Here is a 21,870-nt window from a genome sequence, read left to right as displayed (position 1 = left end):
CGCGAACCCCGAGTATGCGCGTCACGATGTGGGGGTTCGCGGTCGACGTGGACGAACGGCTCGTCGGGTGTTCTGCCGACTCGCTCCGAACACAACTCGCCGAGTACGAAGACGGCGAGCGCCGCGAGTTCGACGTGGACGTGCGGTTTCCCGACTCCTTTACCGGCGACGTGATGCGCGTCATGGCGTCGATTCCGTACGGCGAGACGCGAACCTACGGCGAGGTCGCGGCCGAACTCGACAGCCACGCGGTCGCCGTCGGACAGGCCTGCGGGCACAATCCGGTCCCGCTCGTCGTCCCGTGCCACCGCGTCGTCGGCGCGGACTCCCTCGGCGGCTTCTCCGCGGCCGGCGGCGTCGACCTGAAACGCGCGCTTCTCGACCACGAGCGCGGCGCGACCCAGACGGGGCTGGACGCGTTTTGACTGATTTCATATCGCCGTAATTGATTTATTGACTGTCGAACCGACCGAGAACTGTCGTGGTCGGTGTGTGAGTCGCTCCGAGTACCCCGCGAAACCAGCTTTTCCCAGCGTTCTGACGCGCCGTTCGCGGAACCGCGTTCGTGACTCGACGTTAGTTGTCTGTCCGGTCTACCGGATTCGCCGACAGAGTGAGAGACAGAAAACGACGTTCGATTCCGACCGCGATACCGTCTTCCAGCCTCGAACCCCGGAGTTCCGAACCATGACGGGGTTCCACGCGGTCGATTCCAGCGATGGGTGTCGGTGCTGGACGAATCGCCTCCGTCGTCGCCCTCGAACGTCGGCGGTTGGGATTCGGATGTGGTCGCTGTGTTCTATGTTCGTGGAACCGACGAACTCGATGACTGAGACACCGGGTGACGAAGCGTTCACGATTCGCGTGCGAGACCGGACTGTCCCATCGGTCACAGGCGCACCACCCCGACGAGACGACCAAATCGACGCCGACTCGACGGGAGTTGAGTGGTAACTGAGCGAGGCGAGCGCCTCTCTCGTTCGACTCGCGTCGGTGGAATCGCCGTCCGACCGTCGATTTCACCCTCTATTTCATCCTCATAAATCTCATAACGCGATATAGAATCTAAGCAGGGCGGCCAAGCGACCCGTCGCCGTCCGTTCGTATCCGCTCGCCGTCCGTTGATTCATTCGCCACGTTCAAGCCCGCCCACCGAGTGAAGTCGATAATGACACGAAGCGTCTGGCTCAAGGCCGACGACACAGTCGGCGACTGGGAGACGCGGAAGCGACGCATCACGGCCGGACTGGAAGCCGGCGTCGACTGGGTCCTCGTCGATGAGGCCGACGTCGAGAAGGTGCGCGAACTCGGCGACGTCAACATCGCCGCGTTCCGGACCGACGCGGACGTCCACGTGATGGAAGCAGAGGAAGACGACGGAGAGCCCGCGGCGCTCGCCGACGCCTACATCGTCGGCAAGGACGGCGAGGGCGACGCGACCGTCGAACTCCCCTCGGACTTCTCCGGCTCTGCCGACCTGACGACGCTCCGCCGCGGCGACGACCTCGCAAACGGCTCGTACGTCCGCATCCTGAGCAAGGACTACGAGGCGTTCGCCGAGGAGGCCGCCCGCGACGGCGACTACACCATCGTCATCGGCGAGGACTGGACCATCATCCCGCTTGAGAACCTCATCGCCCGCATCGGCGAGGAGACCGACCTCATCGCGGGCGTCACGACCGCCGAGGAAGCCAAGACCGCCTTCGAGACGCTCGAACTCGGCTCCGACGGCGTCCTCCTCGACAGCGACGACCCCGACGAGATTCGCAAGACCGTCGAGGTCCGCGACGAGGCCGAACGCGAGTCGCTCGATCTCGTGTGGGCCGAGGTCACGGAGGTCGAACGCACGGGCATGGCCGACCGCGTCTGCGTCGACACGGGAACCATCATGGACCACGACGAGGGGATGCTCGTCGGCTCGATGGCCCGCGGCCTGTTCTTCGTCCACGCCGAGACGGCGAAGTCCCCGTACGTCGCGTCCCGGCCGTTTAGAGTCAACGCCGGCGCGGTCCACGCCTACGCTCGGACCCCCGACGGCGGCACGGTCTATCTCTCCGAACTCGAAAGCGGCGACGAGGTACAGCTCATCGACACGAACGGCAACACCCGCGAGGCCATCGTCGGGCGCGTGAAAATCGAAAAGCGGCCGATGTTCCGTATCTCCGCGGACTACGAGGGCGACCGCGTCACGACGCTCCTCCAGAACGCCGAGACAATCAAGGTCCACACCCGCGAGGGCCGGACCGCGGTCACCGACCTCGAACCCGGCGACGAGATGCTCATCTACTACGAGGACACGGCTCGCCACTTCGGCGAGGCGGTCGAAGAGAGCATCATCGAGAAGTAACGGACGGAGGGACGTTTTTTCTCAAACTCAGAGTCGCGCGCGGCGGCCGGCGGTCGTCGGCTCTCTCTATCCTTCGACCGTGTACCATTCGAGTTCCGTCGCACACCACGGACAGAAGTCGAGGTTCCGGTCGAGCTCGCCGCCGCAGACCGGGCAGGTCGGCTCGCCGTTCGCGTTGCGGCCGCGCGGGCGACGTCCGACGCGGTAGGCGTCGAGCGCGCTCAGAAACAGCAGTCCGAAGACGGGGAACAGCACCTCTCTGGGGAGCGAGTCCACCGTCACGGTCGCCGGGTCGGCGAACGTCGAGAGCAACACCAGCGCCGCGCCGAAGACGAAGGTGAACCACGCAATCGCGCGTCGCCACTCGCGGAGGTAGACGTGGCCGGCCCCGGCGATTCCGAGCGAGGCACCAACCACGCCGACGAGGGCGGCGACGACGGCGCGACGACGAGCATCGGGCATTGTTCGTTGGCGTCGTCGTCCGCGCTCTTAAACGTCTGGATTGTCGGACAGTCGGCTAACTAGTACCGACGCACGCCGCCATGTGTCTGAACCCCCGAATTCGAGTGTTTCGAACTCAGTCGGTCGTCGTCGGGTCTTCCGAGAGTTCGGGCCGCTCCGACGACTCGGCCGCCTCTGCCCCGTCGAACGGTTCGTGTTCGACGACGAACTCGCGGTCCGCCCCGTCGGCCGACGCCTCGACCGACGACGCGCGGTACAGGCGGATGCGACGCTCCTGTTTCGTCACGACCGGGAAGTCGTAGTGTTCGGCGTCGTGACCGGGTCGTTCGTCGCGGTCGGCGACGAACTCCCGGTGGGCGTCGAGTCGGCGTTCGACCTCCGCGCGCGAGCGTTCCGTGAGGTCGTCGAGTCGGCGTTCGAACCCCGAGACGAGGTCGGCGTCGAGGTCGTAGCCGACGGAGTCCCGGCCCGCGAGCATGGCCGCGAGCGTCGTGGTCCCGGTGCCGACGAAGGGGTCGAAGACGGTGTCGCCGTAGACGGAGTACATCCGAATCAGGCGAAGCGGCAGTTCGACGGGGAACGCCGCCGAGCGCTCTCTGGCCCCCGAGTCGAGGCGCTGGTCGGTCCCGCCGAACTCCCAGAGGTCGGAGAACCAACGGTTGCGCTCCTCCCAGAAGAAGGCGCTCTCGTAGCGCCGCTCGTCGCCCGGCGGGAACGACCGCGGGTCGCCCTTCCGGACCACAAGCACGTACTCGTGTTCGAGCGTGACGTAGGCGTTCGGCGGGAGCGTCCCCGACCCCATGAACTTCGTCAGGCTGTTTGTCGGCTTGCGCCAGATGGCGTCTGGGAGCGGCGTCAGCCCGCGCTCGGCGAGCGCGGTGAGCACGCGGGCGTGGTTTGCGTACTGGCGAAACGACCCGTCGAGGCTCCGCGTCGCGTCGCCGACGTTCACGCAGGCCATCCCGCCGGGCGCGAGCACGCGGGCCACCTCGTCCCAGACGGCGTCGAGCTGTTCGTGCATCGCCTCGAAGGCGACGTCGCCGTCGCCCGCGTCGAGCGCCGCCGCGACGGTGTCGTCACGCGCCGAAAAGAGGTCGTCCCACATCTCTATCATGGGGTAGGGCGGCGACGTGACGACGAGGTTCACGCTCTCGTCGGCGAGTCCGGTGTCGGCGGCGTCGCCCACCGCGAGGGCGTGCGTCGTGCGCATCGTACGGACGTGTTCGCCCCGAAACAAAACCCTTCGCCTCGGCGCGGGGGCGGTCGCCCCGTGCCGGTCGACTTCTCCCCGCGACTCGATGGCGGCGCGTCGCGTCGAGCGCCGCCGCTGGCGGGCGAATAAGCGAAAATCGAGTCGTTTCGTCCGGGTCGAACCGTCGCTCGGAGCGGGCGTCGGGCGTGCGCGCTCAGACGAGGCCGAGGTTCTCCTCGGCTTCGAGGAGTTCGTGGTAGCGGTTGCGGATGGTGACCTCGGAGATGTCGGCCACGTCGCTGACGGCGGCCTGCGTCGTCTTCTCGTTGGTGAGGAGGGCGGCGGCGTAGACGGCGGCGGCGGCGAGGCCGACCGGCGACTTACCCGAGTGAACGCCCTTCTCCTTGGCGTTCTTCAGGAGCTGGCGCGCGCGCATCTTCGACTCGTCGGAGAGGCCGAGCTCGCTGGCGAACCGCGGGACGTACTGCTCGGGGTCGGCGGGCTTGACCTCAAGCGAGAGCTCGCGCGCGATGTAGCGGTAGGTGCGGGCGACCTCGCTCTTCTCGACGCGCGAGACCTCCGCGATTTCGTCGAGCGAACGCGGGACGCCGGCCATGCGGGCGGCGGCGTAGGTACAGGACGTGGCGACGCCCTCGATGGAACGGCCCGGAAGCAGGTCGTCGTCGAGCGCGCGGCGGTAGATGACCGACGCCGTCTCGCGGACGTTCTCGGGGAGGCCGAGCGCGGAGGCCATGCGGTCGATTTCGCCGAGCGCCTGCTTGAGGTTGCGCTCCTTGGAGTCGCGGGTGCGGAACCGCTCGTTCCACTTGCGGAGCCGTTGCATCTTCTGGCGCTGGCGCGCGCCGAGGGAGTTGCCGTACGCGTCGCGGTCGCGCCAGTCGATGTTCGTCGACAGGCCCTTGTCGTGCATCGTGTTGGTCGTCGGCGCGCCGACGCGGGACTTCTCGTCTTTCTCGCGGGCGTCGAACGCGCGCCACTCGGGGCCGCGGTCGACGGAGTCGGCGGTCACGACGAGGCCGCAGTCGTTACAGACTGTCTCGCCGTGTTCGTCGTCGGTGACGACGTGACCGCCGCACTCGGGGCACTGAAGCGTGTTGCCCTTCGTGTCTTCCTGTTCGGTCTCGGCCTCCTGTCGGCCGTTCTGCGTGTTTCGTTCCTGCTCCTGTGCGCCGGGGTTTCGGGTCCAGATTCGTTCACTCATGGATACGACGGCGGGTGCTCCGGGAATGGGTGGTTAGAGGCGGCTAGAACCCGGATGCTGTCCGTAACACCAGCAACCGCAGACGACCGCATAAATGGTTTGGTATCGCTTTCGGCGAGCGGCGGTGTTTGCATGTGTGAGGCCGTCGCACGGGCATTGAGGTCCGTGATGGATTCGGCGGCTCATCGGCGATTCGTCGGTGACTCGCGGCGACCGACGACGCGATACACACTTTTGCCGACGGGTCGTAAACGGGACCACGCATGGCCGCGAACCCTCGCGTCGTCTCGCTCGCGCCGAGCGCGACGGCCGTCCTCGACGCCGCCGGTCTCGACGCCCACGTCGTCGGGGCGACCGTTCACTCGCCGACCGACAAGCCGGTCGTCGGCGGCTGGCTGAACCCCGACTTCGACCGGGTCGCCGAACTCGACGCCGACGCCGTCTGCACCTGCGACGACCTCCAGTCGGACGTCGCGGCGGCGGCCCGCGACCGCGGCTACGACGTGGTCCACGTCGCGCCCGCGACGCTTGCTGAGGTGTTCGACTCGTTTCCCGTCGTCTGCGACGCCGCGGGCGACGCCGGCGCGGGCGCGACGCTCGCCGAGGACTGCCGCGACCACCTCGCCCGCGTCGCCGACGCGGTCGCCGGCCGCGACCGCCCGACCGTCTACTGCGAGGAGTGGGCCGACCCGCCGATGGCCGCGGGCAACTGGGTCCCCGACCTCGTCCGCGCCGCCGGGGGCTCAGCCCCGCTCGTCGCGCCCGGCGATCGGTCCGCCGAAGTCGACCCCGAGACCGTCGCGGCCGCCGACCCCGACCACGTGATGCTCCACCCCTGCGGGAAAGGCGAGCGCGGCGACCCCGAGGCGTTCGAGGCCCGCGGGTGGAATCTCGACGCGTCGGTCCACGCCGTCGACGACTCGCTTCTCAATCAGCCGAGCCCCGCCGTCGTCTCGGGCGTCGACCGCCTCGCGCGACTGCTGCACCCCGACGCCGGCCTCCCCGAGCCGTGGGAGCCAGCGGCCGCGACCGCGACCCCGCCCGCGACCGAATCCGACGAAGGGAAATAACCGGGCGACGCGCTTCCGACATGGACATCGCGGTCGGAAGCGGCAACCCGGTGAAGCGGCGCGCGGTCGAACGAACCTGCCCCGACGCCTCCGTGGCGGCGGTCGCCGTCGACTCCGGCGTCTCCGAACAGCCGACGGGCCACGACGAGACCATCGCGGGCGCGGTCACCCGCGCGGAGCGGGCGCTCGACGCCGGCGATTACGACTTCGGCGTCGGCATCGAGGGCGGCGTCGCGACCTTCTCGGCGGGCGACGGCACGGACGAGACCGACCTGTACCTCGTGATGTGGGCGGCCGTGACCGACGGCGAACGGGTCGGCCGCGCGGCGGGACCGAGCCTCCCGCTTCCCGCCCGCATCGCGGACCGAATCGACGCGGGCGAGGAGCTCGGACCGGTGATGGACGACGTGCTCGGCACCGACGACATCGCGAAAAACGAGGGCGCGGCGGGCGTGTTCACCGGCGGCCGACTCACGCGCACTGACGCGCTCGAAGCCGCCGTGACGGGCGCGTTCGCGCCGTTCCGGTGCGAGCTGTACTGACTTCCTTCACTCCGATTCGGCGAGTTCGCGCTCGCGGTCGCGCACGTCCGCGCTCTCTTCGACCGCGGTCGTCAGCGAGACGTTGAGCGACAGCATCGAGGCGACGCCGCCCACGACGGTGACGGCGTTTTTGACGGCGTGGTCGAGGACCGCCGCGGCGAGCGCGGCGGCGGGCGTGACCGGCGCGAGCGCGGCCATGAACACCGTGAAGGCGATTTCGTAGAGGCCGACGCCGCCGGGCGACAGCGGAAGCACCTTCGCGAGGTTGCCGACGCTCACGGCGAAAAACGAGACGCCGACGAGGACGACGGGGTCGATATCGACGCCGAGCGCGAGCAGGACGACGACCGCGGTCACCACGTCGACGGTCCAGATGGCGAGGCTCGTCAGGCCGACGCGGGTGAAGGCGGCGCGGTTGCCGGCGACCGCCTGCAGGTCGGAGACGAACTGCTCGATGACGCCCGCGACGAGGTCGACGTAGGAGTCCGACGAGAACCGGCCGACGAACGCCCGGACGACGTTCCGGTCCGCGCGGGCCGACAGCGCGATGCCGAGGACGCCGAGGATGGCGACGACGCCGACGCCGGTGGCGACGTAGGCGACGGTGCGCACGTCGTCGGCGGACACGTTGACCGACCCGCCGCTCACGCCGGTCGCCAGCACCGTGGCGATGTCGTCGAGGCCGCCGGTCGCCGCGAGGCCGACGAGGACGACGCCCGCGAGCCCCGCGATGGTGAGCAGGTCGAAGACGCGCTCGACCGCGAGCGACGCGAAGCCCGAGGGGTACGGGATGTTCCGCCGCGCTTTCACGACGTAGGCGCGGACGGCGTCGCCCGCGCGGGCGGGGAACACGAGGTTCCCGGTCTGACTGATGAATATCGCCCCCGTGAGGAAGCCGGCCTTCTCGCGGTAGCCGAGCTCGCCGAGGATGTCGCGGTAGCGAATCCCCCGGAGCGGCCACGAGACGACGTAGATTACTGCGGCGGCGGCGACGAGCGCGGGGTCGGCGTCGCCGAGCACCGAAATGACCTCCGAGGGGTCGATGTACAGCGTCATCAGCGCGAGCGCGAAGACGGTCAGGAGCAGGCCGGCGGCGATTGTCACCCGGCGGGTGATGCGCGGCCGGACGGTGAGTTGCCACCACGTCCGGAGAATCTGGCTCCCCATCCCGAGGATGTCGCGGACGAGGTCGACTTTCGTGTCGCCTTTCGGCTCCCAGTCGACGGGGAACTCGGCGACGCGGAAGCCCGCGCGCTGGGCGCGGACGAGCATCTCCGTGTCCCAGAACCAGTGGTCGTCTTCCACGTCGTCGCGGAGCGCCTCGAACGTCTCGCGGCTGAACGCCTTGAAGCCGCACTGGTGGTCCCGGAGGTCAGAGCGGAGGAACAGGCGGACGAGGCCGTTGTAGGCGCGGCTCGGCACGCCGCGTTTCGGCGGGCGGTCGGCGACGCGGTCGGGCATCCAGCGCGACCCGGTGGCGGCGTCGTACTCGCCGGAGCGGACGCGCTCGACCAGCTCTTCGAGGTGGCGCATATCCGTGGCGAGGTCCGTGTCGAAGTAGACGAGCGTGTCGCCGTCGGCGGCCTCGAAGGCGCGTTCGAGCGCGCCGCCGCGGCCGAGCCGGTCGTCGCTGTGGTAGTGACGAATCCGGTCGTCCTCGGCGGCCAGCCGGTCGGCTATCTCCGGCGTCTCGTCGTCACAGCCGTCTTCGGCCACGATGACCTCGAAGGCGTCGGCGGGGAGGAACGATTCGAGCGTCTCGACGGTGACGCGGACCGTGTTCTCGATGGTCCGCGCCTCGTTGTAGGCGGGGAGGACGACGCTCACTTCGACGCCGGCCGCGGTCGCGGCGGCCGGGCGTCGTTCTGTCGGGCGACCCATTGTCGTCGTATGGCCGCTATCCGCGTATGAATTTTCTGTCTTGGAGTCGTTACGCTCCGGTTAGACGGACAGTTCGGAACGCTCGGGCGTTCGACGGCGTGCCGGTCGCCCCCGACTGTCTCCCCGTTGATGTGTCCGCGTCGCGTGGCTGTTAGGCGACTGTACCTGCGACGGCGCAGTGGAGCCGTTCCGACGGCTCGTTTTCGGCGAAAATCGCAAGACAGCGCCGTGTTAAGCTCCCGTACCAAACCCCTGATAGGCGTCTCGTCTCTCTGTGTAGGTATGAGCACGACCGCCTCCGCCGCCGCGGTCGAGGGCGAGGCCCTCGACACCAGACCCAGCCTCTCGGAGAAACAGCGCCGCATCCTCGACTACCTCCGCTCGAACGCCGGCGCGAAGACGTACTTCAAGTCCCGCCTCATCGCCGACGACCTCGACCTCTCGGCGAAGGAGGTCGGCGCGAACATGCGCCCCATCCTCGACGGCGACTTCGACGTGACCGTCGAGAAGTGGGGCTACTCCTCCGGCACGACGTGGAAGGTGACCGTCTGAGCCCCCGCTGACGCTTCACTCCGGCCCCGCCGCGCGCCGACCTCGGCGTGCACCCCGGCGCGTCCTCTCTCGCGCCACCCTCCCGGAACGCCGTCGTCTCCCACCCCACGTCGTTCCACCCCCGTTTTTCGGGTTTTCTCGCGTCCCAGCGCCGCCGCTGAGTGTTCCGAACCGACGGAGAATACCGGCACCGACTCCCCGACTCTCGCCCCGGTCAGGGGGTCAGGGGTCGAACCGGATGAGTTCGGCCGCGTCGTCGGCGAACGCCGCGGCGTCGGAGCTGAAGGAGTCGGCGTGGCGAATCAGGAGCGTGATGACCGTCTCGGGGTTGCGGACCGCGTAGCCGTCCTCCCGCGAGAGGAGGCCCACGGCGTCGAGTTCCTTCGCGTAGGTGCTCACCGTCGCCCGGGAGACGCCCAGTCTGTCGGCGAGTTCGCTCCCCGTCGCGTCGGGGTCCCGAAGCAGGTGGACGAGCATCCCGCGCGGCGTGTCCCGCCGGAGGTAGCCGAGGGCGACCTGCTCGAACTCCGAGAACCGGCCCGCGGGGAAAAACCGCTTGTAGTCGCCGTCGCGGCGGACTTCGAGGGTGTCGTCGTCGACGAGGTTCCGGAGGTGGTACTGCGTCTCGCCGGTTCCCAACTGGAGGTCGTCGCGGACCTTCGAGAAGTGCGCGCCGGGCGTCGACGCGACGTAGCCGACGATGGCGTCTCGGGCGTCGCTCGACCCCGACGAGTCGTCGTCGCCGTCGTCGCCGCCCCCGAGGCCCACGAGCGGCGTGGCGGCCCCGAGCGCGGCGAACCGACGGAGGGTCGCGCGCTTGTCTTCGTCTACCCGGCGATTCGACATCTACTCCCACATACGAGACGGCGCGGAGAAAAGGGCTTCGGCATTCACACCCGTCTGAATCCGGGACGGTCGGTCGATGCGACTATTCGAGGTCCTTCTCGAAGGACATCTCGCTTTCGTCGTCGCCGTCGCCCTCGTCGCCGGCGTCTGTGGCCGGTTGGCCGTTGCCCGCGGAGTTCGCGTCCGCCGACTCGTCGGCCGCGCCGTCCGCGCCCTCGCTTTCCGCGACGACCTCGTCGGACGACTTGATGGGGGTCTCGCTCTCGTCGGCCTCGGCGATGACCTCGTCGGGCGACTTGATGTCGTTGACCTCCGCGCCGGCCTTGATGGCCTCCGCCTCCTGTTCGAGCTGTTCGACGTCCATCTCGGCGGCCTGGTCTATCTGCCCGAGAATCTCCTCGATGTCGTCGAGGCCGATGAGCTCGCGGGTCTCCTCGTCGAACTGCTTGCTGGAGAGGCCTTCCGTGTCCTGTACGTCGGAGCCGGTGAGCTGTTTGCCGTAGCGACCCACGAGCGAGGTGAGCTCCTGCGGGAGGACGAACGTCGTGGACTCGCCCTGTCCGATGCGTTCGAGCGTCTCCATCCCCTTGTCGATGATGGCGCGTTCGCCCATCGACTCGGCGGACTTCGCGCGGAGCACCGTCGAGATGGCGTCACCCTGCGCTTCGAGAATCTGGCTCTGCTTTTCGCCCTGCGCGCGGATGATGTTCGACTGCTTTTCACCCTCGGCCTGTTCGACGGCGGAGCGGCGCTCACCCTGCGCTTCGAGAATCATGGCGCGGCGGCGGCGCTCGGCGGAGGTCTGCTGTTCCATCGCCTGCTGGACGTCGGCGCTGGGGTTGACCTCGCGGACCTCGACGGACTCCACGCGGACGCCCCACTCGTCGGTCGGTTCGTCGAGTTCCTTGCGGATGCGCGCGTTGATCTCCTGGCGCTTGTTGAGCGTGTCGTCGAGTTCCATGTCGCCGAGGACGGCCCGGAGGGTCGTCTGGGCGAGGTTGGAGACGGCGCGCTTGTAGTCGTCGACTTCGAGGAACGCCTTCTTGGCGTCCATCACCTTGATGTAGACGACGGCGTCGGCCGTGACCGGCGAGTTGTCGCGCGTAATCGCTTCCTGCCGGGGCACGTCGAGCGTCTGGGTACGCATATCGAACGCGTAGGTCCGAGAGACGAACGGCGGGATGAAGTTGATACCCGGTTCGAGGAGCCGTCGGAACTCCCCGAACACCGTGAGCGCCTTCTTCTCGTAGGCGTCCACGATTTCGACCATCTGATACACCGTCACGATGGCGAGGACGAGCACGAGGAGGCCGGCGACGACGCCTCCGATACCCAGCCCCGCCTGGAGGGCAAGTAGGTCCATAAGCCCGCCTTGGGTTGGCAGAATGATAAGTATTCGTGTGGTCCGGCCGTCACGTCGGACGGTTTCGGGGGTGACGGGGCGGCCAACGGCGGTTCGGGTCGACGCGGTTCGGGCCGACCGCGGCGTCGCGGCCGGCGGTCAGACGCCTTCCGTACCCTCTCGTTCGAGTTCTTCGTCTCGCTCCGCGGACTCCTCGCGCCGTCGTCGCGCCCGCTCGCGGGCGAGTTCGCGGTCGATTTCGTCCTCGCCGGGGCCGACGCCCTCGACGGTCACGACGTTGCCGCCGCCGGGGTCGACGACGATGATCTCGCTTCCGACTTCCAACTCGCCGTGGACCGACCGGGCGGCGTAGTAAGGGTTGAACCCCCCCTCGTCGAGTTTGACCTCGCCGCTGGTCGGCGTGACGCGCTCCGTGACGCGCCCCATCTTGCCCGTCAGCGCGTCCGAGTCGCTCGTCTTTCCTTCTCCTTTCCCGCCGTAGATATCGAGTTCTCGGTAGCCGTAGAGCGCGAGCGCGCCGAAGACCAACACGAGCAGGCCGAGTGCTATCGGGCCTGCGAGCGGCGCGATAAAGAGGCCGACCAGCCCCGCCGCGAGGAGGGCGACGCCGAGGACGACGAAGTGCGCGCCGGGGGCGATGGCCTCCGCGAGCGACAGGCCGAGCCCCGCGAGCACGAGCAAAAGCGGGAGCGTCTCGGGACTGACGAGACCGGTCTGTAACGGGAGCGGCGGGTATGCCATACCGGGTCTAGGGCCGTCGCCCGATTAAGGATTGAGGGTCGAACGCGGCGCGGGTTCGGCGGGGGCGGCCGTTCCCCGCTCAGTCCTCGCCGTTCGGGTCGGTCGAGACCGACCGGTCGTGGACGAACGCCACGGTGTCTTCGTTCGTCGGCCGGACGAAGACGGTCCCGGTGGTCGCGTTCGTCGGCACGGAGAAGACGGTCCAGACGTGCGCCCGCTCGTCGGGGGCGAACAGCCCGCCGTTGCGGAAGCCGGTCGCGTTCGACAGCGGTTGGTAGCCGTAGCTGACGCCGTCGGTCTCGAACGCGAGCGCCGACTCCGGGAGCGACCCCGGCGCGTCGCCCGCGGCCGTGGCGTTGAGCCCGATGACGACGAACCGCTCTCCCTCCGGCGCGGCGTACGTTCGGTTGCCCACCTGAAGCGTGTCTGTCGTCCGGGCGTTCCACCGGGCGACCACGTCGGCCGAGTCGACGCTCGCACTGGAGAGCGCGGAGACGGCGACGCCGCCTTCGCCTCCGCCGCCGTCGCCGGTCGGTCCGCCGAGTCCGTCGACCATCGGGCCGAGCACGGCGACGAAGCCGAGCGCGAGCACGAGCAACAGCACGGCGACGACGACGACGCGGACGCTCGGCGGCGACCCCGATTTCAGGTCGCCGACCGACGACGGGAGTCCGTCGCGGAGGGTGTTCCCAACGGATTTCCAGCCGCCGTTTCCGCCGTCACCGTCACCGCTACTTCCGCCTCCGCTGTCGCTGTCGCCACCGCCGTCGCCGCCGCGGTCACCGACGAGTCCGGCGAGCCGTTCGCGCGCGGCGGCTATCGGGAGCGACGCGAGCGCTTCTTCCACCGGTTCGGGTAGGTCGAACGGCAGGCCGAACTCGACTTCCGCCGTCTCGAACACCTCGCCGTCGGTGTACTGCTTGACGGTCTGTTCGAGGCCCTCGTCGGCGACGGTCTCGCCGAGTTCGTCGCGGTCGAACAGCGTCACGTCGTGGCTCGTGGCGAACCCGCGGACCGCGTCGGCGAACTCGCCTTGGGTGGCGACGACGATGGCGTCGACGCCGCGCTTTTTCGCGTGCGCGACGAAGCCCTTGATGTGCTCGGTTTCGACGGTCATCTCGACGGTCGGGAGCACGAGCATGAGTCCCTTCGTGCCGTCGCCGCGCTGGCCCTGTACGAGGTATCTCCCCTCGCCGCGGGGCTGGACGTTCGTCTGCCAGTTCCGCTGGGTCCAGAGGTCCGCGAGGAACCGGACGAACTTCGCCGGGTCGAGTTCGACGAGTCTCGTCACTGTTCGCGTCCCTCCGGCTCGGGCGGGGCGGGTCGTCGGTCGTGTCCGCGTCGTCGGTCGTGTGTCATCTTGTCGTCTCGGTGTTCGTCCCGGTGGCGGCCGGTTTCGGCGGCCGCGCGACGACCGGGAGGGAGGCCGTCGCGGCGGCCGCGCCCGCGTCCGTCTCGGCGCGGGCCCGTCGGCGTCGGAGCCCGGGGCGCCGCGGGGAGAATCGACGCGGCGACCGACGCGGAGGGTGCGCCGTGTCGCTCGCTTCGCCCGTCCCGGTCGGGTGGTTGGCGGTGGTTTCCCTCGGGGTCACATAAATCAACAGTCCCGATTATCAAAACGGAAAGTCGGAGACGGATCGGCGGCCGACCTCAGCGGTTGCGACGAGTCGCGGTCGGCGTCCGGCGGGTCGCTCAGAACGCGCCCGGGAACACGGTGACGACGATGAGGCCGACCGCGAGAAGGACGCCGATGAGGACGAACGCGACGTTCTCGGCCCGCGGCGACTCGGGTTCGATGGGGAGTTGTTCGACCTCCGGCTCGTCGTCGATGATGCCGTCGGGACCGACGTCGTCGACGCCGAAGCGCCACTCGCCGTCGCCGTCAGCGTCGCGGTCGTCGTCGGCCTCGGGGGAGGGTGCGCGGGACATCGATTCGTGGGTAGGCGTCGAGGCGGGAAAGGGCTACCGCACTCCTACCGGCTGTCGCGGTCGTGGTTGATGACGTCGCCCTCGTAGACGATGCCGCGCTCGGCGTGGAGCGTGACGGTCGCGCCCTGCGCGATGGTCTTCGGAAGCGGCGCGCCCGACACCATCGGGATGTCGAGCTCGCGCGCGACGAGCGCCGGGTAGCCGGTCATGCCCGCGCGGGCGTCGACGATGCCGGCGAGCTTGTCGGCGTCGCCGTCGAACTCGCCGTCGAACTCGGCCGACAGCGCGAGAATCGCGCCCTCGGGGACGTCCGTGAGGTCGCCGTCCTCGGTGCGGTAGAGGGGACCGGCGACGCGGCCGCTGACGATTTTCCGGCCCGTGGCGACGGGCTCGGCGGCGACGTGGACCTTGAGCATGTTCGTCGTGTTCGTCCCTTCGAGCTCCGTCATCATGCCGGAGAGGACGACGATGGTGTCGCCGGACTCGGCGACGCCGGCGTCGAGCGCGGCGGTGACGGCGTCGTCCATGACGCCCTCGACGCTCGGGCTGTAGTCGGCGTACTGCGCCGAGACGCCCCACGAGACGGCGAGCTGGCGGCGCGTCCGGTCGTTCGGCGTGACGGCGACGACGGGGACGCCGGGGCGGAACTTCGCGGTCTTCCGGGCGGTGTAGCCGGACTCGGAGACGGCGACGACGGCCGCGGCGTTCACGTCGCGGGCGAGGTAGCGCGCCGAGCGGGCCAGCGCCTCCGTGCGGGAGCCCTCGTCGGCGGTCGGGACGCGCTGTTCTTGGCTCTCGTCGTACTCGGGGCTGGCCTCGACCTCCTCGACGATGCGGGACATCGTATCGACGACGCGGATGGGGTGGTCGCCGACGGCGGTCTCGCCGGAGAGCATCACGGCGTCGGTGCCGTCGAGGACGGCGTTGGCCACGTCGGACGCCTCCGCGCGGGTCGGGCGGCGCGAGCGGACCATCGAGTCGAGCATCTCGGTCGCGGTGATGACCGGCACGCCCGCGGCCTGCGCTTTGCGGATGGTGCGCTTCTGGATGATTGGCACCTCTTCGAGGGGGCACTCGACGCCGAGGTCGCCGCGGGCGACCATCACGCCGTGGGCCGCCTGGATGATTTCGTCGAGGTTCTCGACCGCGCCGGCGCGCTCGATTTTGGCGATGATGGGAATCTCCGCGCCGAGGTTCTCGAGGGTGTCGCTGATGGTGTAGACGTCCTCCGCGTCGCGGATGAACGAGGCGGCGACGTAGTCGACTTCCTTCTCCGCGGCGAGCTTCAGGTTCTCGTAGTCGGAGTCGGTGATGAGGTCGATGTCGAGGTCGACGCCGGGGACGTTCACGCCCTTGCGCGAACTGAGCTTCCCGCCGGAGACGATGGTCGCGTGGACCGCGTCGTCTTCGACGGAATCGACGGTGGCCTCGATGCGGCCGTCGTCGAGGAGGATGGTGTCGCCGGACTCCGCGGCGGTGATGGAGTACGACAGCCCGACGGCCTCGGGGGTGGCGTCGTCGCCCTCGTAGAAGCGGACCTCGCTCCCGGTTTCGAGGTAGATGTCCTCGTCGATTTCGGCGGTTCGCACTTCGGGGCCCTGCAGGTCGAGCATGGCCGCGAGCGGTTCGTCGGTCGCGTCGTCGACGGCGCGGATGCTGTCGATGACGTCGGACCGGTGTTCGACGTTGCCGTGGCTCGCGTTCATCCGGGCGACGCTCATGCCGGCGTCGGCGAGCCCGCGAATCGTCTCCCGGTCGAAGGACGCGGGACCGAGGGTGCAGACGATTTTTGCGTTTCTCATGGCATCGCCTACGAGTGACTGATAAAAAAGCCCGATGATGAACTCGGTGCCGAGTAACGGGTTCGCATACGTACCCTCTATAGTTCGCCCGTCGAACTGACCGCTCGGTCGACCTCACGCAACTATAATGGTCGTTTGGTAAATTTTCCCGTCGTATCTGACGTAGCCGGGGTCGCGGAACTCGTTTCTGTCCGTTCCCGTCCGGAGCGTCACGGTCTCGCCCCCGAGCGCCTGCCGGAACGCCGACTGTTGGTCAGGCGCGAGGTTCTGATACGAGACGGCTCCCTCGCCCTGCGGGAGGTCGTCGACTCGGGTGACGCTCAGCCTCGCTGTCCCGCTTCCGCCGCCGAGACAGCCCGTCGAGAGGACGAGCGCCGCGGCGAGCAACACGCTGACTCGCATGGCCGGCGCTCCAGCGTCATCGTTCAAATCGGCTCCGGTCTCGGCGTGGGATTCGAGCGCCGAACGCCTGCTCAGGAGGAGACGGTCGTCCGGTAGATACCGCCGTCGTACCGGACGTAGCCGGGGTCGACGAACTCGTTTCGCGCCGCCTCGTTCGGTATCGCCACCGGCTCGTCGGTCGAGACCGCCTCCGCGAACGTCTCGCGCTGGTCGGGGTCGAGGTTGCCGAAGGCGACCGCACCCTGTCCCTGCGGGAGTTCGTCCACGCGTTCGACGGTCAGGGTGCCCGCGCCGCCGCCGGTGACCGCGGCGACGACGCCCGCGAACACCGCGAGCGCGACGACGATTCCGACCGCTTCCCGTCTTCCGATTCGCATGGGCGACGCTCGGGGGTCGGCGCAGTTAGGCGCTGTGGTCCGTCTCTGACACGGGGACGGCGTCGAGAAAAACAGCGCGTCGAAAAAATCGGGTTGTGGGTGGTCGCGTGTCGGTTCGGAGGCGGTCGCGTGTCGGTTCGGAGGCGGTCGCGTGTCGGTTCGGAGGCGGTCGCGTATCGGTCGGAGGCGGCCGTTTACTGGACTTTCGTGCCGGGGACGGCGTCGCCGTGGGTCGTCAGGATGTCGGCCTCGTCGCCCGCGGCCAACAGCATCCCGTTGGACTCGACGCCGAACAGCTCGGCCTTCTCGAGGTTGGCGACGATGATGACCTTCGTCCCGGAAAGCGCGTCGAGGTCGTGGAGCTGTTTGATGCCGGCGACGATTTGGCGCTCTTCGACGCCGATGTCGACGGTGAGCTTGGCGAGTTTGTCCGCGCCGTCGATGCCCTCGGCGGCGACGATTTCGCCCACGCGGATGTCGAGGTCCTGGAACTCCTCGAAGCTGATGCGGTCGTCGGCGATGGGTTCGAAGTCGATGTCGGCGTCGGTGTCAGCGTCCATATCCTCCTCCGCGTCCTCGTCGGACTCGTCGCTTTCGGATTCCGTCTCGGCCACGCGCGCTTCGAGCTTCTCGTTGAGCTCCTCGACGCGCTCGGCTTCGATTTTCTCGAACAGCGCCTCGGGCTCGCCGAAGGTCGCCGACGGGGCCTCGAAGGCGGCGTCGACGCGGGTGTCGGTCACCGAGCCGTCCTCGCCGAGCTGTTCCCAGAGCGCCTGCATCTTGCCCGGCGCGACGGGGAAGAACAGCACGGCGATGGCCTTCGCAATCTGGACGCAGTCGCGGATGACCCGCGCCGCGGCCTCGGGGTCCTCGTCGGTGAGCTTCCACGGCTCGTTGCGCTGGATGTACTCGTTGCCGAACTGCGCGAGGCGGACGGCGGCGTTGCCGGCCTGCCGGACCGAGTAGTCGTTGATGCCGGCTTCGAACTCGTCGATGGCCTCCTCGATGCGGGCTTCGACTTCTTCCGACACGTCGGCCTCGGGCGTCCCCTCGAAGTTGCGGTACGCGAAGAGCATCGACCGGTAGAGGAAGTTGCCGACCGTGCCGACGAGTTCGCTGTTCACGCGGTCTTTGAACTTCGACCACGAGAAGTCCACGTCCTGCTGGAAGCCGCCGTTGGTGGCGAGGTAGTACCGAAGCAGGTCGGGGTGGAAGCCCTCGTCGAGGTACTCGTCGGCCCAGACGGCGCGGTTGCGCGAGGTGGAAAAGCCCTTGCCGTTGAGCGTGATGAAGCCGGAGGCCATGACCGCGCGCGGCTCGACGTAGCCCGCGCCGCGGAGCATCGCCGGCCAGAACACGGTGTGGTGCTGGATGATGTCGCGGCCGATGATGTGAACGATGTCGCCCGCGTCCTTCCACGCCACCTCCCAGTCGAACGTGTCGGCGCCGACGCGCTCCGTGTACTGCTTGGTGGAGGAGACGTACTCGATGGGCGCGTCGACCCAGACGTACAGCACGAGGTCGTCGCCCTCCTCGCCGGGGTAGTCGATGCCCCAGTCCATGTCGCGGGTGATACACCAGTCCTGCAGTTCGCCTTCGATCCACTCGCGGGGCTGGTTCTGGGCGTTCGAGGTGCCTTCGAGGCGGTCGATGAACTCCTGAAGGTAGTCTTGGAGGTCGGAGACGGCGAAGAACTTGTGCTCGCGCTCGCGGTACTCCGCGGGATTGCCGGTGAGCGTCGAGGTCGGCTCTTCGATTTCGCCGGGTTCGAGGTGGCGGCCACAGCCCTCGTCACACTCGTCGCCGCGGGCGTGCGCGCCGCAGTACGGACAGGCGCCCTCGACGAAGCGGTCGGGGAGCCACTGGTCCGCCTCGGGGTCGTAGGCGACCGGAATCTCCTTTTCGTAGACGTAGCCCTCGTCCTCGAGCGTGCGGACGATTTCCTGGGTCAGTTCGGTGTTCGTCTCGTCGTGGGTGTGGCCGTAGTTGTCGAACTCGATGTTGAAGCGGGGGAACGTCGCCTCGTACTTCTCGTGGTGGCGGAGCGCGAACTCCTCGGGCGTGACGCCCTCCTTCTCGGCGTTGACGGCGACGGGCGTGCCGTGCATGTCCGACCCGCTGACGAAGGCCGTCTTTTGGCCGAGTGTTCGCAGCGAGCGACTGTAGATGTCGCCGCCGACGTACGTTCTGAGGTGGCCGATGTGGAGGTCGCCGTTCGCGTACGGCAGTCCACACGTCACCACCGCTGGGTTCTCCGTGGGGAAGTCCTCGTGACTCATCTGTGTCGTGTATCTCGGAAGCGGGCCTAAAGCCCGCCGCTTCGGACGCGTCTGTCTGGCGGTGCGGTATCGCCCCGAGGTTCGCCGGGTCCGACCGTCGTCTCACGTTACCGAGGCGACGGCCGAAGGCGGGTCCACCCGCGGCTAAAAGAAAGCGCGCATACGCATGTTGTCGGGGAGTCCCGTCGCGGTCACACCGGTACTGAAGCCGAGCGCGCGTATAAATTGTCGGGCGCTCGCGCCGCCCCTCGACCCGCTCAGAGGAACGCCAGCGCGGCCTCGATGCCGATGACCGTCACGACGAGCCGGCCGCAGGAGCCGACGAACGTCGCGGCGGCGAACCTGAGGTAGTCGTCTTCGAGGACCGAAAACGCGTAAATCGACAGCGTGTCCGGGAAGCCCGGCACGCAGAGCGCGGCCGCGAGGCCGGCGAAGCCCCAGTTCTGCGCGATTTCGACGGCCTTGCGTTCGGTCCAGCCCATCACGTCGACCGGGAGCCGTTCGAGCGCCCGCTCGACGTAGCCCGACTCCGTCGTCTGGCGGCCGATGTGGAACGCGAAGACGCTCCCGGCGGCCTTGCCCGCGCCGCTGACGAGGATGATGACCGCGAGTTTCGCGCCGTAGGGAAGCCCGAGGTCGAGCGGGGCGGCGAGAACGATTTCGCTCACGCCGGGGAGGGCGAAGGCGATGAGAAACGAGTAGGCGAAGATGATGACCAGCCCGACCCAGCCGGTGGCCGTCTCGACGAGCGACGAGAGCCACGAGAAGTCGGGGTACAGACTGACGGTCAGGTCTGCGAGCGATGCGAACGCGGTGAGAGACACACGAGAGGGTCGAAGCCGGTCGATTGTAAGCTTTCAGGTTCGGGCCGGCTCAGTTTCGCGCCGGCCCCGACCGGAGGTCGTCGAGGTCCGAGAGGAACGCCCGGAGCGACTCGCGGGAGACGTGCGGCATACAGACGATGCGGAGTTCGCCGCTCGCGGTCCGCGAGATGCGCCAGCCGAGGTCGCGGAGCGACTCGAACTGCCCGTCGGGGACGCTCGCGGCGACCAGCGGGAGTTCGGGCTCGACGGCGTCGTAGCCGCGGGCGCGGAGTTCGTCGTAGAGCCAGTCGGCGTTCGCCTGCTGGCGCTCGTAGACGTCGCGGTAGCCGTCGGGCCAGAGTTCGCGCATCGCGGCGGCCGCGGAGGCGACGCCCGCGCCGCTTCGCGTTCCGGTGAGGCTCGCCTGCGACGCGGATTCGAGGTACGGCGTGTCGACCGCCAGCGAGTCGACGACCGACTTGTCGCGGAACAGCAGGCCGCCGGCGGGGACGACCGCCTGCCCGTACTTGTGGGGGTCGATGGTCATCGAGTCGACCGGCGCGTGGGCGAACGACCACTCGTGGTCGGTAAAGGGGAGGATGAACCCGCCCCACGCGGCGTCGACGTGCATCAGCGCGCCGGCGTCGTGGGCGACCGCGGTCAGCTCGGGAATCGGGTCGACGCGGCCGAACTCGGTCGTGCCGGCGACGCCGGCGACGAGGACGGTGTGGTCGTCGACGGCCTCGCGGACCGCCGCGACGTTCGCGCGGTAGCCGTCGTCGACGGGGACGATTCGGAGCTCCACGTCGAGCACGTCGGCGGCCTTCTGGAAGCTGAAGTGGATGCTCTCGGGGGCGACGACGTTCGGGTCGCCGTCGCGGGCGTGGTTTCGCGCGGCCCGGATGGCCTGGATGTTGGCCTCGGTCCCGCCGCTCGTCACGTAGCCGTGGGGGGCCGAGAGGCCGGTAATCTCGCCGAGGTACGAGAGTGCGTCTTCTTCGAGTGCGGCGACGGCCTGATAGGTCGCCGGGTCGCCGGGGTTGGTTGCGAAGAACCGCTCTGCGGCCTTCCGGGCGGCCGGATGCGGTCGGGTGCACATCGAAGAGAGGACGCGGTCGAACTCCTGCGGTGCCGCGCGCTGCATGCATCCCACTATAACCACACCCAGTATATCGGTTCCGCTCCAGTACGACAGCGTATCTCAAGCGTGAATACCGCCGTGGTCTGCTGGTTTCTCACCCAAGAACGAACGACGAGAGGAATAGTGTCGCGTTGTACAGTCCGTGGACGGCGATGGGAACTGCGAGGTTCTCCGTTCGCTCGTAGATGTAGCCGAACACCGACCCGACGAGAAACAACGCCGTAAGTGGGACGAGAACGACGACGCCGCCGCCGACGAAGTTGAACGCGTGGAGCGACGCGAAGATGGCGCTGGCGAGAACGACCGCTCCGAGTGGGCCGAACGTCTTGCGCAAGCGGCCCTGAACGGCACCGCGGAACAGCAGCTCTTCGGCGGGTGCGATGACGAAGATAGAGAGAAGCGCGAGTGCGACGAGAACCTCTGGGTCGACGACGGCGGCCTCACCGACTACCGACTGGACCGGGGTGAGGTCGACGACGGTCGATGCGAGGACGAGCAGTGCGACGGCGGCGAAACTCCCGACGAGGCCGAGAGCCACCCATCTGAGGTCTGTTCGCGTCGGTAGACGAACCGGGACACCGTCGAGGACACCGATTGCGACGAGGATACCGACGGCCGCGAAGGCGAGTTGTGACGGTATCAGCGCGAGGATGAGGAACGTCGACCCCGCCGGATCGATGGCGACGTTCACCGCGAGCAGTGGGATGAACAACGCGAACGTGAGAACGACGCCGAGGACGATGGCGGCGGCGACGATGACGACGGCGACGACGACGGCGCGAAGGCGGTCGGTTACGTTCGGTTGATTGGTGGAGGGGGAATCGACAGCGGTGGACATGTCTTTCAGGGCCTCTCACCGTGAAGATACGTGAGCCGCAGAGAAAAAGACAGGTGGCAACGCGGCTACACGAGGCCGAAC

The 21,870-nt window shown here is 68.4% G+C and carries 21 protein-coding genes; 5 read left to right on the top strand and 16 right to left on the bottom strand.

Features of this window, described 5'->3' with window-relative positions; translation table 11 throughout:
* Positions 1–14: 14 nt before the first annotated feature.
* A complete protein-coding gene (locus tag IEV64_RS12995; RefSeq protein WP_007275135.1) occupies positions 15–425 on the top strand; it encodes a methylated-DNA--[protein]-cysteine S-methyltransferase in 411 nt (136 codons plus the stop codon).
* 743 nt (positions 426–1,168) lie between these two features.
* The gene (locus tag IEV64_RS12990; protein ID WP_007275134.1) at positions 1,169–2,347 is read left to right on the top strand and encodes a 3-dehydroquinate synthase II; all 1,179 of its coding nucleotides are present in this window, start codon (positions 1,169–1,171) and stop codon (positions 2,345–2,347) included.
* Positions 2,348–2,413: 66 nt separating this feature from the next.
* Here IEV64_RS12990 and IEV64_RS12985 read toward each other — a convergent pair whose 3' ends face one another.
* The 3 genes from IEV64_RS12985 to IEV64_RS12975 form a co-directional block, all read right to left on the bottom strand.
* Positions 2,414–2,809, bottom strand: coding sequence for a DUF7575 domain-containing protein (locus tag IEV64_RS12985; RefSeq protein WP_007275133.1), 396 nt, complete (start codon positions 2,807–2,809; stop codon positions 2,414–2,416).
* 115 nt (positions 2,810–2,924) lie between these two features.
* Positions 2,925–4,019 carry a DNA-methyltransferase gene (locus IEV64_RS12980; protein WP_188424045.1) on the bottom strand — a complete coding sequence of 365 codons (1,095 nt, stop codon included), beginning with the start codon at positions 4,017–4,019 and terminating at the stop codon, positions 2,925–2,927.
* Between the two features lie 196 nt (positions 4,020–4,215).
* On the bottom strand, positions 4,216–5,223 hold the full coding sequence (locus IEV64_RS12975; protein ID WP_188424044.1) for a transcription initiation factor IIB: 1,008 nt from the start codon (positions 5,221–5,223) through the stop codon (positions 4,216–4,218).
* A 263-nt stretch (positions 5,224–5,486) separates the two neighbouring features.
* Here IEV64_RS12975 and IEV64_RS12970 point away from each other — a divergent pair, with 263 nt between their 5' ends.
* Together IEV64_RS12970 and yjjX are read left to right on the top strand one after the other, a co-directional pair.
* Positions 5,487–6,293, top strand: coding sequence for a helical backbone metal receptor (locus IEV64_RS12970; protein ID WP_188424043.1), 807 nt, complete (start codon positions 5,487–5,489; stop codon positions 6,291–6,293).
* Between the two features lie 20 nt (positions 6,294–6,313).
* Positions 6,314–6,835, top strand: a complete 522-nt coding sequence (gene yjjX / locus IEV64_RS12965) for an inosine/xanthosine triphosphatase (RefSeq protein WP_007275129.1) — start codon at positions 6,314–6,316, stop codon at positions 6,833–6,835.
* A 6-nt stretch (positions 6,836–6,841) separates the two neighbouring features.
* On the opposite strand, the gene aglD is transcribed toward yjjX, so the two are convergent.
* The gene (gene aglD, locus IEV64_RS12960) at positions 6,842–8,716 is read right to left on the bottom strand and encodes a flippase domain-containing glycosyltransferase AglD (RefSeq protein WP_007275128.1); all 1,875 of its coding nucleotides are present in this window, start codon (positions 8,714–8,716) and stop codon (positions 6,842–6,844) included.
* 282 nt (positions 8,717–8,998) lie between these two features.
* Here aglD and IEV64_RS12955 point away from each other — a divergent pair, with 282 nt between their 5' ends.
* Positions 8,999–9,268 (top strand): DUF7123 family protein, encoded by a 270-nt coding sequence (locus IEV64_RS12955; protein ID WP_004971216.1) that lies wholly within the window; start codon positions 8,999–9,001, stop codon positions 9,266–9,268.
* A 222-nt stretch (positions 9,269–9,490) separates the two neighbouring features.
* Here the strand turns inward: IEV64_RS12955 and IEV64_RS12950 are convergent, their stop codons facing one another.
* From IEV64_RS12950 to IEV64_RS12895, 12 genes are all read right to left on the bottom strand, one after another.
* Positions 9,491–10,114 carry a winged helix-turn-helix transcriptional regulator gene (locus IEV64_RS12950; RefSeq protein ID WP_004971215.1) on the bottom strand — a complete coding sequence of 208 codons (624 nt, stop codon included), beginning with the start codon at positions 10,112–10,114 and terminating at the stop codon, positions 9,491–9,493.
* Between the two features lie 82 nt (positions 10,115–10,196).
* Positions 10,197–11,477 carry an SPFH domain-containing protein gene (locus IEV64_RS12945; RefSeq protein ID WP_188424042.1) on the bottom strand — a complete coding sequence of 427 codons (1,281 nt, stop codon included), beginning with the start codon at positions 11,475–11,477 and terminating at the stop codon, positions 10,197–10,199.
* Positions 11,478–11,615: 138 nt separating this feature from the next.
* Complete coding sequence (locus IEV64_RS12940) at positions 11,616–12,218, bottom strand: NfeD family protein (protein WP_188424041.1); 603 nt, start codon at positions 12,216–12,218, stop codon at positions 11,616–11,618.
* A 79-nt stretch (positions 12,219–12,297) separates the two neighbouring features.
* Positions 12,298–13,509, bottom strand: a complete 1,212-nt coding sequence (locus IEV64_RS12935; RefSeq protein ID WP_188424040.1) for a restriction endonuclease — start codon at positions 13,507–13,509, stop codon at positions 12,298–12,300.
* Positions 13,510–13,910: 401 nt separating this feature from the next.
* A complete protein-coding gene (locus tag IEV64_RS12930) occupies positions 13,911–14,147 on the bottom strand; it encodes a DUF7312 domain-containing protein (RefSeq protein WP_188424039.1) in 237 nt (78 codons plus the stop codon).
* Positions 14,148–14,191: 44 nt separating this feature from the next.
* Complete coding sequence (gene pyk / locus IEV64_RS12925) at positions 14,192–15,949, bottom strand: pyruvate kinase (protein ID WP_188424038.1); 1,758 nt, start codon at positions 15,947–15,949, stop codon at positions 14,192–14,194.
* A gap of 114 nt (positions 15,950–16,063) precedes the next feature.
* Positions 16,064–16,351, bottom strand: coding sequence for a DUF7979 domain-containing protein (locus IEV64_RS12920; RefSeq protein WP_004971209.1), 288 nt, complete (start codon positions 16,349–16,351; stop codon positions 16,064–16,066).
* A gap of 71 nt (positions 16,352–16,422) precedes the next feature.
* Positions 16,423–16,728: a DUF7979 domain-containing protein gene (locus tag IEV64_RS12915; protein ID WP_007275121.1), complete on the bottom strand. Its 306-nt coding sequence runs from the start codon at positions 16,726–16,728 to the stop codon at positions 16,423–16,425.
* Between the two features lie 194 nt (positions 16,729–16,922).
* Positions 16,923–19,007 carry a methionine--tRNA ligase gene (gene metG, locus IEV64_RS12910; RefSeq protein WP_007275120.1) on the bottom strand — a complete coding sequence of 695 codons (2,085 nt, stop codon included), beginning with the start codon at positions 19,005–19,007 and terminating at the stop codon, positions 16,923–16,925.
* 257 nt (positions 19,008–19,264) lie between these two features.
* The gene (locus IEV64_RS12905; protein WP_004971206.1) at positions 19,265–19,831 is read right to left on the bottom strand and encodes a YqaA family protein; all 567 of its coding nucleotides are present in this window, start codon (positions 19,829–19,831) and stop codon (positions 19,265–19,267) included.
* A 49-nt stretch (positions 19,832–19,880) separates the two neighbouring features.
* Positions 19,881–20,954 (bottom strand): tyrosine decarboxylase MfnA, encoded by a 1,074-nt coding sequence (gene mfnA / locus IEV64_RS12900; RefSeq protein WP_007275119.1) that lies wholly within the window; start codon positions 20,952–20,954, stop codon positions 19,881–19,883.
* Positions 20,955–21,045: 91 nt separating this feature from the next.
* Entirely contained in the window at positions 21,046–21,789 is a 744-nt protein-coding gene (locus IEV64_RS12895) for a CPBP family intramembrane glutamic endopeptidase (protein ID WP_007275118.1), read from the bottom strand.
* Positions 21,790–21,870: the final 81 nt, after the last annotated feature.

Source organism: Haloferax sulfurifontis (assembly GCF_014635105.1).
Taxonomy (GTDB): Archaea; Halobacteriota; Halobacteria; order Halobacteriales; family Haloferacaceae; genus Haloferax; species Haloferax denitrificans.
The sequence above is the reverse complement of the archived record's forward strand: the minus strand, read 5'-3'. Positions and strand labels throughout refer to the sequence as shown.

What these genes read in the sequence shown, in the direction of transcription:
- IEV64_RS12950 (WP_004971215.1), bottom strand. Translation starts at nt 10,114, where the DNA reads ATGTCGAATCGCCGGGTAGACGAAGACAAGCGCGCGACCCTCCGTCGG.
- IEV64_RS12955 (WP_004971216.1), top strand. Translation starts at nt 8,999, where the DNA reads ATGAGCACGACCGCCTCCGCCGCCGCGGTCGAGGGCGAGGCCCTCGAC.
- IEV64_RS12975 (WP_188424044.1), bottom strand. Translation starts at nt 5,223, where the DNA reads ATGAGTGAACGAATCTGGACCCGAAACCCCGGCGCACAGGAGCAGGAA.
- IEV64_RS12930 (WP_188424039.1), bottom strand. Translation starts at nt 14,147, where the DNA reads ATGTCCCGCGCACCCTCCCCCGAGGCCGACGACGACCGCGACGCTGAC.
- mfnA (WP_007275119.1), bottom strand. Translation starts at nt 20,954, where the DNA reads ATGCAGCGCGCGGCACCGCAGGAGTTCGACCGCGTCCTCTCTTCGATG.
- IEV64_RS12970 (WP_188424043.1), top strand. Translation starts at nt 5,487, where the DNA reads ATGGCCGCGAACCCTCGCGTCGTCTCGCTCGCGCCGAGCGCGACGGCC.
- yjjX (WP_007275129.1), top strand. Translation starts at nt 6,314, where the DNA reads ATGGACATCGCGGTCGGAAGCGGCAACCCGGTGAAGCGGCGCGCGGTC.
- pyk (WP_188424038.1), bottom strand. Translation starts at nt 15,949, where the DNA reads ATGAGAAACGCAAAAATCGTCTGCACCCTCGGTCCCGCGTCCTTCGAC.
- IEV64_RS12980 (WP_188424045.1), bottom strand. Translation starts at nt 4,019, where the DNA reads ATGCGCACGACGCACGCCCTCGCGGTGGGCGACGCCGCCGACACCGGA.
- IEV64_RS12895 (WP_007275118.1), bottom strand. Translation starts at nt 21,789, where the DNA reads ATGTCCACCGCTGTCGATTCCCCCTCCACCAATCAACCGAACGTAACC.
- IEV64_RS12985 (WP_007275133.1), bottom strand. Translation starts at nt 2,809, where the DNA reads ATGCCCGATGCTCGTCGTCGCGCCGTCGTCGCCGCCCTCGTCGGCGTG.
- aglD (WP_007275128.1), bottom strand. Translation starts at nt 8,716, where the DNA reads ATGGGTCGCCCGACAGAACGACGCCCGGCCGCCGCGACCGCGGCCGGC.
- metG (WP_007275120.1), bottom strand. Translation starts at nt 19,007, where the DNA reads ATGAGTCACGAGGACTTCCCCACGGAGAACCCAGCGGTGGTGACGTGT.
- IEV64_RS12995 (WP_007275135.1), top strand. Translation starts at nt 15, where the DNA reads ATGCGCGTCACGATGTGGGGGTTCGCGGTCGACGTGGACGAACGGCTC.
- IEV64_RS12945 (WP_188424042.1), bottom strand. Translation starts at nt 11,477, where the DNA reads ATGGACCTACTTGCCCTCCAGGCGGGGCTGGGTATCGGAGGCGTCGTC.
- IEV64_RS12940 (WP_188424041.1), bottom strand. Translation starts at nt 12,218, where the DNA reads ATGGCATACCCGCCGCTCCCGTTACAGACCGGTCTCGTCAGTCCCGAG.
- IEV64_RS12915 (WP_007275121.1), bottom strand. Translation starts at nt 16,728, where the DNA reads ATGCGAATCGGAAGACGGGAAGCGGTCGGAATCGTCGTCGCGCTCGCG.
- IEV64_RS12920 (WP_004971209.1), bottom strand. Translation starts at nt 16,351, where the DNA reads ATGCGAGTCAGCGTGTTGCTCGCCGCGGCGCTCGTCCTCTCGACGGGC.
- IEV64_RS12990 (WP_007275134.1), top strand. Translation starts at nt 1,169, where the DNA reads ATGACACGAAGCGTCTGGCTCAAGGCCGACGACACAGTCGGCGACTGG.